Origin of the sequence: Arthrobacter rhizophilus (assembly GCF_026241105.1) — a bacterium.
Lineage (GTDB): Bacteria > Actinomycetota > Actinomycetes > Actinomycetales > Micrococcaceae > Arthrobacter.
In genome coordinates, this window is sequence record NZ_JAPFFT010000019.1 from 49870 (window position 1) to 62058 (window position 12189).

Consider the following 12189-nt stretch of genomic DNA (forward strand, 5'->3'; position numbering starts at 1 on the left):
CCTAGACGCGGCAGCATTTGGGTAATGACTCTCCGCTGGACGGTGAAGAGTTTGCTGCGGCGGCCGCCCACAGCCGGGGACAATTCTCATAGGTTGTCCACCGCGACTGCTACCAGAGAGCTACCCCAACGGCTCCCGATTTCCAGCCGTGGATTAACCTGAAGTGACCCCGGCCATGGACGGGTCAAAGTCGCCCTCAATTCCGGCAGGGTAATCAGCGAGCATGGATTTGTCGGCCGAGGCAGTGACGGAAGATCAATTATCGGTGATCGGAAATTGGCAGGGGAACGGCTTTGTCAGTGGTTGAGGTCATTGACTGTCCCCTTCCATCAACTGGGACGCGCTGTCACTGTTCTCGACTCATGCTCAAGCCAAGGTCGGCAGTTGGCGCATGGCCAGGCATGTGTGGTGAAGAGACGCAGTCTGGCAGGGGCTTCGTGCAGTTGTGTCAGACCCCGGCCATGGACTTGTACTTGGCCGCGCGTTCCAACAGGCTCTGTTGAGAGCGGCGGGCTTCGTCCATTAGCTCTTCTGTGTTGACGCCCAGTAGAAGACCGTTTCGTTTGACGAATTTGCCGCCCACGAGTACGTGCCGGACGTTGCCTTCGTGTGCGGCCAGGACGATGGACGCTGCGGGGTCTTGTACGGGTCCGAGGTTGAGGGCGTTGGTGTCGATGAGCTGGATGTCTGCACGTTTCCCGGGAGTGAGCGAGCCGATGTCGGTTTCCTGTCCGATGGCCTTTGCTCCTTCGATGGTGGCGTAGCCGAGGATATCCCTGATCGTCACCGTCGGCGCTTGAGCAGCACGTTCGGGACCTATCCTTGTGAGCGTGGAGCGGTGGTAGGCCCACAGCATGCGCATCTGGGTGAACATATCACCGGTGCATTTGGTTTCGGTGTCTCCGCTCAGGGAAGGGCGGATGCCGGCTTGGAGCAGCCGGTGGAAGGGTATCTCGCCGACGCCTTGGGAGTTCATTTCGCAGTGAATTCCGAGGGAGACGGTTGCTCCGTTGTCGGCGATGAGCCCGAGTTCCTGGTCGGTGAGGTGGTTGCAGTGCACGAAGGTCATGTCAGGACCGAGGAGTCCGGCGTCTGCGTATTGCTGGACGGCGGCGGCGTTGGCGTTGCGTGCGTAGGCTCCGGTGTGGACTGAGACGCGAAGCCCGAGTTCGCGGGCGAGCCTGAGCTCGTCGTGCCAGATTCCCGGTGCTGCTTCTTCCGGGCCCCGGACGACCATGGCCAGGCTGATCCGGTCATCCAGAGAGCCTTGGGAGAAGTACTCGTTCTGGATCCGGCGGATGTCCGCGGGGTGGGGCCTGAGGCTTTTGTCCGTCCAGGAGTCATCGGGTGAGGTTGGCCATCCATGGCCGAAGACCGCGCGGATGCCCGACTCACGCAGGCCGGCGATGGCGCCGTCGGAGTGTTCCGGGGAGTTCTGGACGTGTGACCAGTCGAAGAGTGTGGTGGTTCCTGCGCTGAGGGCTGCGTAGCTGCCGAGTTTGTTGCCGATGTAGACGTCCCCGGCCTGGTAAGAGGCGCCGAGACCTTTGAGTACCTCGGCGAAGTACACCCTGGGATCCAGTTCGGCGTAGCTGTGCTTGATGGCGCTTTGCCAGGTGTGCCGGTGCGTGTCCACGAAGCCGGGCAGGGCCAGGAGGCCCGAGCCGTTGATGACTTCGTCACCTGCGCGGTGGTCAGGGGCCGTTCGTGGATTTACCGGCGTCGGTTCGATGCTGGTGATCCGACCGCCATCGATGGTGATAGTGGCGCTGCCGAGTTCACCGACGTGTTCGTCGAGGCTGAGAACTGCGACGTTTTCGATGATAGTCCGCTGGGATTGCTGCATGGCTTGTACCGTCACTTATGGGATGTCGTTGGCTGAAGGCCTCGGTCAGATGTTGTGGGCATGGCGTGAGTCAGGAAGGCCGCGATGCACTCCGCTGTTTCGGGTCTGTCGAATTCGGGTCCTTCGTGGTTGGCGCCGTCCAGGAGCTTGAGTTCGGCCTGCAGTCCGAGGCGTTGGGCGCGGTCGTGGAAGTTGATTGACTGGGCGACCGGAGCGACGCCGTCGGCGGTTCCGTGCATGATCAGCAGCGGCGGGGTGTTGGTGTGGAGCCGGTCCATGGGACTGAGGTTGGCGAGGATCTCGTCGTTCAGTTCCTCTTCGGGCACTCCGGCCAGCAGGGCCTGCCGGCGTGCCGGCGTGGGGGGCGTGCCCCCGAAGTATGCCGGGACGGGCGAGTTGGCGATGAAGGCCGGGACGGTGAGTCCGCTGTTGGGCACCGGTTTCGGACGTGCGGAGGTCAGGTCGAAGTTGGTGAAGAGCGCGACGATCGCACCGATGCGGGCTGTCGTGTTGGAGGGGGAAGTTTCGGTGAGGAGCAGGGCGCTGATCGTGGCCAGGTATCCGCCGGCGGAGGCCCCTCCCAGGGCGATGCGCCGCGGGTCCAGGTTGTATGCGGCGGCGTTGGCTTTCACCCAGGCCAGGGCGTCCTTGATGTTCTCCAGCTGCGCCGGGAAGGCGGCGTCCTGGACGAAGTCGTAGTCGATGGAGGCAACGGCGATTCCCTGTGAGGCGAGGTTGTGGAGCCGTTCGGGGGTTTCGTCGCGGAGCCCGGTGATCCATGCTCCTCCGTGAAGGTAGATCAGGACCGGCGCGGGTTGTGCACTTTCGGTGCAGTAGAGATCCAGTTTCAGCGTGCCGGCTGCCCCGTTGCCGTAGCTGAGGCCCTTCAGAACATTTGTCTGCTGTTGCGTCATGGTGTGTTCCCATCAAGTGTCGGTCCTGCCCCGGCCATGGTTCGGCGTGGCAATGAAGTAACAGGCGGGGCGCCCGCCGAGCGCCTTGGCGGCCGGCGCCCCGCCCGGCTTTTAGTTGGCCGGTGCCGCCGCGGTGGAGTGCTGCAGCACGTGGCCTGTCACGGTCGCCCAGACCTCCGCGGAGGGAAGTGTATCCCCGCGCCAGGCGACGTGCTGGTCCGGCCGGATGATCGCAAAACGCGCCCCGTACAGTGTTTCGAGCTCCTGCGAGGGTTCCCGCAGCACCGTCACGGGGACCCGCTGCTGCCGCGCGGCCTCGAGGAAGCTGTCGATGTTCCAGGCATCCTCGTGGCCGAAATCCACGACGGTGAACCATTGGCCGAACTTGTCGTAAATGGATGTTCCCTCGGCCAGCCAGGCGTGCGGGGCCAGGGAGCCGGGGACGGCCGAGGGTACGTATGCGTTGGGCGTCCATTCGGGGGCTGTTGTCCCGTCCGGGACGACCAGGGGTGAGCCGGCGTAGGTGTATCCGAGCTGTGTGCCGATGTGGCGGAACTGCGGTGCTTTCTCTTTCAGGATCACGGCGCTCAGTGCCGTGCGGACTGCGTCGCCTTCCGGGCCGGGATCGGCGATTCCCGGAACGACGAGGTCCACTGCGGATTTGGAGAAGCTGCGGGTGGCCTGTTCCAGGACGCCGACGCCGATGGGGCGTCTCTCGGAGGTGAAGGTGTCCAGCAGTGCCTGCGGTGCCCAGCCCTGGATGACGGCGGCGAGTTTCCAGCCCAGGTCGGCGGCGTCGCTGAGGCCGATGTTCATCCCGTGGGCACCGTAGGTGGAGTGTTGGCGGGCGGCGTCCCCGACGACGAAGGCACGCCCGCGCCGGTAGCTGTCGGCAATCCGGGCGTGGATGACCCAGGGGTCAAGGCCGATGATGCGGAAGGGTACATCGGCGCCGATGGCGATCCGGACGGCGAGTTCGGCCTGCTCCTGCGTGAACGCGTTGACGTCCTGGAGCTTGTGCAGGCTGAGGATGAACTCACCGTCCGGTGAGGTGGTCTGCACGAATCCGGGGAACTCGTCGTTCAGGCACCAGTACTGCATGGCCGGTTCCAGATCCAGGGTCTTGTACAGGTCCTTTGATTCGAAGAGGATCTGCACATTCTGGGAGATCGCCGTTTTGCCGATCATTTCGAACCCGAACGCCCGGCGGACGATACTGCGCCCGCCGTCACCGCCGATGACGTAGGAGCCCGTCAGGCGGCGTTCCCCGCCGTCGCGGGAGCGGACCAGGACGTGGACGTTCTCTTCATCCTGGCTGACCTCCAGCGCCTCGTAGCCGTAGAGTTTCTCGACGTTGGTCAGGCCTGCCAGCCGTTCACGGATGCCGAATTCAACATCGGACTGGCGGATCTGGATGGCGGGTTCCGGGTAGAGGGCGGTATCGGTGGGTGCGGTGAAGAAGGCGTCTTCGAAGGCGGCGATCCGGTAGCCGGCGAGGCTGGCGCGGAACTGGACCTGCGTGGGCCAGTCCGGTCCGAAGGCAGAGTGGTCGCGGACGGTGTCCGCCACTCCCCAGCGGCGGAAGTGTTCCGTGCTGCGCAGGTTCACGATCCGGGCACGGGGATGCACGCGTTCGGACAGGTCAACCACGGGGTCGATGATGGTGACCGGAATGCCGCGAAGACCCAGTTCGACGGCGGCGCTCAGGCCAACGGGCCCGGCTCCGATAACGATGACCCGGCCAGCGGCCTGCGTGGCGTTTTCCATGAAAGTACCTCTCTGTACTGATAACCCCGGAGTCGGACCCCGATGGGGGTGTGTGATGTAACGGAAGAACCGGCTGGCCATTCTTGGAGAAGGAAATCCTTGGCGACCGGAGCGACCGGGGTTGCGTTTCTTCCTTGTGACCCCCACCTCACCATTGCGTCAACCCATAAGTCCAAGAGATTATTTTCATAGGTGGCTATTCATGAAACTAATAACAAAGGAAGTGGCGGCGATGCAGAAGCGCAATTTGGGCAACGTGGACTTGAACCTGCTGGTGCCTCTGCAGTCGTTGCTGCGGCACCGGAACGTGAGCCGGGCAGCAGAATCCCTGGGCATCACGCAGCCTGCCATGAGCAACAGCCTGCGCAGGCTGCGAAGCCTCCTGGGCGATCCACTCCTGGTCCGGATCGGCAACAAGTACGAACTGACCTCACGGGCCACCGATCTCCAGCTGCGGGTGGATGAGCTGCTCAATGCCCTGTCAAGCCAAATCCTGGAGCAGCCCAGGTTCCAGCCGGAAGAATCGAACAGGCGCTTTGTCGTCGGCGCCTCATCCTCGACCGCGATCACCGCTCTTCGCCCGGTCATGAAGTCCCTCGAAAGGCTCGCGCCGGGGATCTCCTTCAAGGCACTGGACCTTCCCCGTGACCCAGGTTCGATCCTTGGCGGACAGGAAGTTGACCTGATCCTTGTCCCGGAACACCTTCCCGTTGAGCACCCGCGGGAGCGCCTCTACCAGGAGGAGTGGGTGATCATCGCAGCGACAGAGAACCCCAGGACCCGGACACCGCTGACACGATCGACCCTGTCCACCGCACCCTTTGCCGTCTACGAACAGGACGGCCTGCGTGTCCACGCAATGCAGCTGCTGGCCGCCGAAGGCATCCATGTCCAGCCCCGGTTCATCTGCGACAACTTTCTGACCATGCTGCACACCGTGGAGGACAGCGAACTCCTCGCCGTCATCCAGGGCAGCATCGCCCGCCGGTACGCCGCCAGCAGCAACCTGGTCATCCTCGACAGCCCGGTGCCCTTCAGACCCTTCGGCATCGACATGGTCTGGAACCCGCGCAACCTCGATGACCCCGCGGTCATCTGGCTGCGGGAGCAGTTCCGCACCTACCACCAAGACTTACCCGCCTCCGCCTCAGCGGGCCGGACAGACTATCAACTTCCTGAATAGCTTTCTATAACTAATATCTCTTTGATTTATGGCGGAAGGGCTGGTGTGATGGAACTCACCAGCACCTCAGGGCGCGGCGGCGGCGGCCCTCAGCCATCGCGGCGACCAGGCACCTTTAGCCGGCCCGCCAGCGCCGGCGCTGTGAAACCTACCCATCATGTCTTGTATCGAAGGAGATCAAGATGAGGCATCCTCAGACCTCCGAACCAACAGACGCATCCATCGGCGCGTCAGGTTCCCCTTCCATGGTCGCGGCACGGATTGACCGCGTCCCGACCGGCCGCTTCCACGTCAAGATCGCTTCGATCCTGGGCACCGGCACGTTCTTCGACGGCTTCGACGCCATCAGCCTTGCCGTCGTCCTGTCCATCGTGGTGTCCGCGTTCAAGATCAGCTTCGCCGAAGCCGGCCTGATCATCAGCGCCGGCTACGTGGGCCAGTTCATCGGCGCCATCTGCATCGGCCTGCTCGCCGACAGGTTCGGCCGGAAAAAGACCTTCATCGGCGCGATGGTCATCTTCGCGCTGCTCTCCGTAGCCTGCGCCTTCGCCTGGTCCTCCACCAGCCTGCTGATCTTCCGCATGGTCCAGGGACTTGGCCTGGGCGCCGAAGTCCCGATCGCCGGAACACTGATCAACGAATACCTCGGCCGCAAGAGCCGCGGCCGGGTCGGTGTGCTGTACCAGTCTGCGTTCTCCTGGGGCCTGTTCTTCGCCCCCCTGGTCGCTCTTGCCCTGACCTCCACACTGGCACCGCAGCTTGCCTGGCGGGTGCTCCTGGGTATCGGCGTGATTCCGCTGCTGGTCGCCATTTGGGCCTGGTTCGCGTTGCCCGAATCGGCCCGCTGGCTCGCCGAGCGCGGACGCCACGAGGAAGCCGACGCCTACGTGAGCAAGATGGAAACCGAAGCGACCTCCCGAGGCAAGGTCCTGGACGAACCGGAACCCCTTCCGGCCGTTGCACACAAGCCCTTCAAGGCCTCCGAGCTGTTCAGCGGACAGTACGGCCGCCGCACCATCATGCTGGCCCTCCTGTGGTTCACCGCATACTTCGTGATCTACGGCTACTCCGTCTGGCTGCCCAGCCTCTACGTCAAGGTCGGCCACCTGCCCTCGGCAAACTCGCTGCTCCTGACTGTCCTGATCGGAATTGTCGTCATCCTGGTCATCAACATCAGCGCCTGGCTGGTCGAAAAGATCGGACGCAAGCCGTCCCTTCTCATCGGATTCGGCGTCGCCACGGCCGCCGGCGCCTACGGGTGGGTCATGACCACGACGTTCGGGGACACCTCCTGGCAGGTCCTCTTCACCACCGGCTGCCTGATCGCCCTGGGCATCAGCGTCCCGGCCGCCGTCCTCTACATGTACACCGCCGAGCTCTACCCCACCCGCATGCGCGGCTTCGCCAGCTCCTCGGCCAGCAGCCTCGCCCGGCTCGCAAGCGTCCTGTCCCCCTTCCTGATCGGCCCCCTGCTGGACAGCGGCGGAGTCGGCACCATCTTCGCCCTGCTCGGCGGCTTCGCGCTGGTGGGTGCCCTGGTCATCGGGACCGCCGGCATCGAAACCCGCAACCGCTCACTGGAAGACATCTCCGCCTGACACAGGGCGGAACGAAAGGCACTTCACCATGAAATTGATCGGCGTACGCACCCCCGGCACCGATGACACCCGGATAGCAGTCACCGAAGGCCACGGCAAGGCAAGGGTCCTGACAACCCTGCAGGGCTTCTGGGCCGATCCCGCACGCTGGCTGGGGAACGAACCGGCCGACGGGCAGCTGCTCAGCACCGAAGATGTCCGGATCGTCCCACCGGTGCTCCCGGAGGCACGGGTGATCTGCATTGGCCTGAACTACCGTGCCCACGCGGCCGAAGGAAGCTACAAGGACCAGGAACTCCCCCCGCACCCGACGCTCTTCGCCCGCTGGACCCAGTCCCTGAGCGTGGACGGCGTGCCCGCCCCGGTACCGGCCAACGAGGCAGGACTGGACTGGGAAGGCGAAATCGCAGCCTACATCGGCCGCCCCCTGGTCGACGCGGACGCCGAAACAGCACGGAAGGCAGTCGTGGGCTATTCCACCTTCAATGACCTGACCTCCCGGGTTGCGCAGAAGCTGACCTCCCAGTGGATCCTGGGAAAGAACGGGGACAACAGTGGCCCGCTCGGCCCGCTCGTCACCGCCGATGAGGTCGGGGACCTTCGCGAAGGCCTGCGCGTGCAGACCAGGGTCAACGGGACAACGGTGCAGGACGGCAACACCAAGGACATGATCTATGACCTCGGGGAGACCCTGTCCCTGATCTCCCGCACCTTCACCCTCCGTCCGGGCGACATCATCTGCACCGGCACCCCCGAAGGAGTCGGCTACGCACGTACCCCCCAATGGCTCCTGCAACCCGGCGACGTCGTCGAAGTCGAAGTCGACAAACTCGGTGTCCTCACGACCCCCATCGTCGGCAACGACTACCGGCACGGGGCCACCCCGTGAGCGCCCCCGCCGAATACCGGCAATACCTCTACCCGCCAGGTGATCCCCGGATCGAGGAGCTGAAAGGCCTGGACGCCTACGGCTACCGCGAAGCGGCCCGGAAGGACGCCTTCACCGGTGACCTCATCCGCAGCTGGGAGCCCCTGTACTTCCAGCCCTTCCGCGGCGTCACCAGCGACGGCAACCTCATCCAGGACCTCTACCAGCTCACCCTTGCACGGCCGGGCGAAGAAGCACCCGTTGAGGCGATGACCGCCGCCGCCACGAATCTCCTGGACCAACTGTCCGGGAAAGCCAGGGAACAGCTCTGTTACTCGGTTGATGCACCTCACTGGCAGACCTGGGCCAACCCGGAATTCATGCAGCACGACACCGGGCTGCGCCTTGAATACCAAGACGAGCAGACCCGGGCCCTGGTCCTGGACATCGTTCAGGCCAGCCTGAGCGAATCCGGCTATGACCTGGCGCGTACGCTGATGCGCATCAACGGGTTCCTCGGCGACATGGTCGGGCTGCCGGCCCTGATGAACGATTACAGCTACAACTTCGCGCTCTACGGCCAGCCCTCACACACCCAACCCTGGGGATGGCAGCTGTTCGGCCACCACCTCGCGCTGAACTGCTTCGTCGCCGGAACCCAGATGGTCATCACCCCGGTCTTCTTCGGAGCCGAACCCAACACCATCGACGAAGGCCCCTTCAACGGCACCACAGTCTTCGAAGGACGGATAGAACCCGCCCGCAAGCTCATGCAGAACCTCGCCCCGGACCTGCGGGACAAAGCACAGACCTATGCACACCTTGTGGACCCGGCAATGCCCGCAGGGCGGGTGCACCCCGGCGACGAACGCCACCTCGCCGGTGCGTTCCAGGACAACCGCGTCATCCCCTACGAGGGCATCCGGCTCACCGACATGGACGACACCTCCCAGGCCCTCGTCCAGGACATCATCGAAGATTTCACTGGGTACCTCCCGGCCGGTCCCGCCGCCGCGCGCCGCCGCGAGATCAGTGACCACTACCAGGACACCTGGTTCTCCTGGATCGGCGGATACGGCGACGACGAGCCCTTCTACTACCGCATTCAAAGCCCCGTCGTCATCCTCGAACTCGACCACCACTGCGGCGTCTTCCTCAACAACACCGAACCGAAAAAGTTCCACATCCATACCCTGATGCGCACCCCCAACGGCAACGACTACGGACACGAACTGCTCCGGCAAGCGTCCACAGCCAGCGACACCGCGACAACCGCTTCAGGGGGCAACAAAGAAATGGCGACACAAACATGACCATCACCCAACCCCACACACCGACGGTGGAACCCACCACCGACGCGGACGATGGACCGGCCCAAGGGCCACTTAATGGGCTCGTGGTTCTGGACCTGAGCAGGATCCTTTCGGGCCCGTTCGCAACAATGACACTGGCTGACCTCGGCGCGGACGTCATCAAGATTGAACAACCAGGCCTCGGCGACGACACCCGGCACTGGGGACCACCCTTCCAAGGAACCCAGGCCGCCTACTTCCTCTCCGTAAACCGGAACAAGAAAAGCCTGGCCGTCGACCTGAAAAACCCGCAAGGCTTGGCGGCAGTGAAACGCCTCGCCGCAACGGCTGACATCGTCGTCGAGAACTTCCGCCCGGGAACCGCCGCCCGCCTGGGCCTGGGCTACGACGAGCTCTCCAGGGACAACCCGGGCCTGATCTACGCCTCCATCAGCGGCTACGGCCAAACCGGGCCCGAGGCCCAACGCGCCGGTTACGATGCCATAGCCCAAGCCCGCAGCGGCATCATGAGCGTCACCGGCGAACCCGCCGGTCCGCCCGTCCGCGTCGGGAACAGCGCCTCCGACCTCATCGCCGGCAGCTGGGCTGTCATCGGCGTCCTCGCAGCACTCCAGGAACGCAACCGCACCGGAACCGGCCAATGGGTGGACATCAGCCTGCTCGACGGCTCGGTCTCATGGCTGACCTACCTCGCCAGCGGATACCTCGCCAGCGGCGAGGTCCCCCAACGATACGGATCCGCACACCCCACCATCGCCCCCTACCAGGCCTTCGCCACATCAGACGGATTCCTCATGCTCGCCGTCGGAAACGACGCCCTCTGGAAACGGTTCATAGACGCTGTCGACCGTCCGGACCTCAGCGGAGACGCCCGGTTCGCCACCAACCCGCTGCGGGTCACCAACAGGGCAGAGCTCATCCCACTGGTCCAGGAAACACTCCGGCAGGCCACCACCCGGGAATGGGTCCAACGCTTTGATGCCGCCGGCGTCCCTGCCGGCCCCATCCAGACCGTGGACCAGGCACTCAACGACCCCCAGGTCATCGCCCGCGGCATGATCACCGACCTCGACCACCCCGAAGCCGGGCCCCTGAAAGTCATCGGCTGCCCCATCAAACTGAACCGGACACCGGCCGCGGTGCGAACCGCGCCGCCGCTACTGGGCCAACACACCCTCGAGGTACTCCAGAGCGCCGGATACAACGACACCGCCATCAAGGAAATGCAGCTCTCCGGAGCCATCCAGTGACACCCGTAACCGAAACCGACAACACCGAAACAGCCACTGAAAACCCGGTGGACCTGCAACTACAGGACCGAATCGCCACCATAACCATCGGGACCGGGCGGCGGTTCAACGCCCTCGGCCTGGCCGACTGGCAAGCTCTGGAAAGAGCGTGTGCCGTGATGGCAGCCGATGAGTCTCTCAACGGCGTGGTGATCCGTGGGCGCGGCGGGAACTTCTGTGCCGGATCCGACCTCCGGGAATGGGAAAACGCGACGGCACAGGACGTGGACGAGACGTTCGCGCAAATGGAACGAACAATGCAGGCAATCGAGCAGTTGCCCATGCCTACCATGGCAGTCATTGAGACCATCGCCGCCGGGGCAGGGTGTCAGCTCGCCCTCGCATGCGATATACAGATCTCTGGAGAGTCTGCGAAGATCGGCATGCCAGTATCCCGGCTAGGGATCCTCGTCCCGCCGGCATTCGCCGCCCGGCTGGCTGAACGGATCGGCCCTTCACGGGCAAAGGACCTCCTCTTCAGCGACCGAATGCTCCCGGCGCCGGACGCCGCCGCAATGGGACTCATCAGCACCGTTGTTCCGGATGAGGACCTCGACAGAACCCTCAAGGAGACCCTGACCGGATGGAATACGGTCTCTGCAGCCTCGCTCCGGACAGCAAAGTCAGCCGTGAATGCGGCCCTGAAGCAACTGACCGAGCAGTCACGGCACACAGCCGTCGCGCTGCGGGCCACGGACCGCGTGGAGTTCCCCCAACGTGTTGCGGCATTCCTGGGGCGGCACAAACGGTAGCCGGTCACCAGCAGAAAATAGGCGGCAGCCAGCCTACCCTGACCGCGGCGGAGCGGCCCTGGCGGTCACACGGACCGCCGAATATCGCAACGACAACCGCTCCGCCGCATTACAAGCCAGCCAACCAACCATCCGCCCCTCCGGGACCATCCGGGGTCAGAGCGAATGCTGTATGCCCAGGATGGACCCGGACGGAAATGGCAGACCTGGAAATGGCGGAGTACGGGGCAGAACTCGGACTGGAACCCCAGGACGCATACTCTGTCTCCACCTCCTTCGTGCCAAGTCGCCGGCCGGCCGAGGCATGTGAGGTGGGACGGGTCATCGCCTGGCTGCTCGCAGATCAAGCGTCGTACAGCAACGCCGCCGTGTTGCCGGTCGACGGCGGCATGATCGCCGTCGATCCTGGTTCCCTCGCCCTTGATCCACGCGTCAAATTACCAACGCTAAAACGACCCCCATCCCAAGGAATACCTAGCCAGCGCGAATCGATGGACAAGCCCCAACTGCGCGAGATGACCCCGGGCAGCCTAATCAGGCCGCCCGGGGTCATCCGACCTTGGTTTCGCGGGAGGCCTATGACCCACCTCCTATAACAAGGCCGATTTTTGGGTATGCCTTTCGGTCGTTCGCCAGATGCTGAACTGACCGTCACGGCC

At 64.1% G+C, this 12189-nt stretch carries 10 protein-coding genes; 7 read left to right on the plus strand and 3 right to left on the minus strand.

What is annotated here, in order from left to right; all coding sequences use genetic code 11:
• Positions 1-448: 448 nt before the first annotated feature.
• The 3 genes from OOZ51_RS15700 to OOZ51_RS15710 all read right to left on the minus strand — a co-directional run bounded on the left by OOZ51_RS15700 (position 449) and on the right by OOZ51_RS15710 (position 4527).
• Positions 449-1846 carry an amidohydrolase family protein gene (locus tag OOZ51_RS15700; protein ID WP_265980718.1) on the minus strand — a complete coding sequence of 466 codons (1398 nt, stop codon included), beginning with the start codon at positions 1844-1846 and terminating at the stop codon, positions 449-451.
• An 11-nt stretch (positions 1847-1857) separates the two neighbouring features.
• Positions 1858-2760 (minus strand): alpha/beta hydrolase, encoded by a 903-nt coding sequence (locus OOZ51_RS15705; protein WP_265980719.1) that lies wholly within the window; start codon positions 2758-2760, stop codon positions 1858-1860.
• A gap of 111 nt (positions 2761-2871) precedes the next feature.
• On the minus strand, positions 2872-4527 hold the full coding sequence (locus OOZ51_RS15710; protein ID WP_265980720.1) for an FAD-dependent monooxygenase: 1656 nt from the start codon (positions 4525-4527) through the stop codon (positions 2872-2874).
• A 202-nt stretch (positions 4528-4729) separates the two neighbouring features.
• Here OOZ51_RS15710 and OOZ51_RS15715 point away from each other — a divergent pair, with 202 nt between their 5' ends.
• The 7 genes from OOZ51_RS15715 to OOZ51_RS15745 all read left to right on the plus strand — a co-directional run bounded on the left by OOZ51_RS15715 (position 4730) and on the right by OOZ51_RS15745 (position 12126).
• Positions 4730-5710: a LysR family transcriptional regulator gene (locus OOZ51_RS15715; RefSeq protein ID WP_265980721.1), complete on the plus strand. Its 981-nt coding sequence runs from the start codon at positions 4730-4732 to the stop codon at positions 5708-5710.
• Positions 5711-5892: 182 nt separating this feature from the next.
• Positions 5893-7308: an MFS transporter gene (locus tag OOZ51_RS15720; protein WP_265980722.1), complete on the plus strand. Its 1416-nt coding sequence runs from the start codon at positions 5893-5895 to the stop codon at positions 7306-7308.
• A gap of 28 nt (positions 7309-7336) precedes the next feature.
• Positions 7337-8197, plus strand: a complete 861-nt coding sequence (locus OOZ51_RS15725) for a fumarylacetoacetate hydrolase family protein (RefSeq protein ID WP_265980723.1) — start codon at positions 7337-7339, stop codon at positions 8195-8197.
• Entirely contained in the window at positions 8194-9489 is a 1296-nt protein-coding gene (locus OOZ51_RS15730) for a DUF3500 domain-containing protein (protein ID WP_265980724.1), read from the plus strand. The genes OOZ51_RS15725 and OOZ51_RS15730 overlap by 4 nt, the downstream gene beginning before the upstream one ends.
• Positions 9486-10739 carry a CaiB/BaiF CoA transferase family protein gene (locus OOZ51_RS15735; protein ID WP_265980725.1) on the plus strand — a complete coding sequence of 418 codons (1254 nt, stop codon included), beginning with the start codon at positions 9486-9488 and terminating at the stop codon, positions 10737-10739. The genes OOZ51_RS15730 and OOZ51_RS15735 overlap by 4 nt, the downstream gene beginning before the upstream one ends.
• Complete coding sequence (locus tag OOZ51_RS15740; RefSeq protein WP_265980726.1) at positions 10736-11530, plus strand: enoyl-CoA hydratase/isomerase family protein; 795 nt, start codon at positions 10736-10738, stop codon at positions 11528-11530. The genes OOZ51_RS15735 and OOZ51_RS15740 overlap by 4 nt, the downstream gene beginning before the upstream one ends.
• Positions 11531-11613: 83 nt before the next feature.
• Positions 11614-12126 (plus strand): SDR family oxidoreductase, encoded by a 513-nt coding sequence (locus tag OOZ51_RS15745; RefSeq protein ID WP_265980751.1) that lies wholly within the window; start codon positions 11614-11616, stop codon positions 12124-12126.
• Positions 12127-12189: the final 63 nt, after the last annotated feature.

Coding starts and splice junctions, on each gene's coding strand:
- OOZ51_RS15725 (WP_265980723.1), top strand. CDS start 7,337: ATGAAATTGATCGGCGTACGCACCCCCGGCACCGATGACACCCGGATA.
- OOZ51_RS15715 (WP_265980721.1), top strand. CDS start 4,730: ATGAAACTAATAACAAAGGAAGTGGCGGCGATGCAGAAGCGCAATTTG.
- OOZ51_RS15735 (WP_265980725.1), top strand. CDS start 9,486: ATGACCATCACCCAACCCCACACACCGACGGTGGAACCCACCACCGAC.
- OOZ51_RS15720 (WP_265980722.1), top strand. CDS start 5,893: ATGAGGCATCCTCAGACCTCCGAACCAACAGACGCATCCATCGGCGCG.
- OOZ51_RS15700 (WP_265980718.1), bottom strand. CDS start 1,846: ATGCAGCAATCCCAGCGGACTATCATCGAAAACGTCGCAGTTCTCAGC.
- OOZ51_RS15705 (WP_265980719.1), bottom strand. CDS start 2,760: ATGACGCAACAGCAGACAAATGTTCTGAAGGGCCTCAGCTACGGCAAC.
- OOZ51_RS15710 (WP_265980720.1), bottom strand. CDS start 4,527: ATGGAAAACGCCACGCAGGCCGCTGGCCGGGTCATCGTTATCGGAGCC.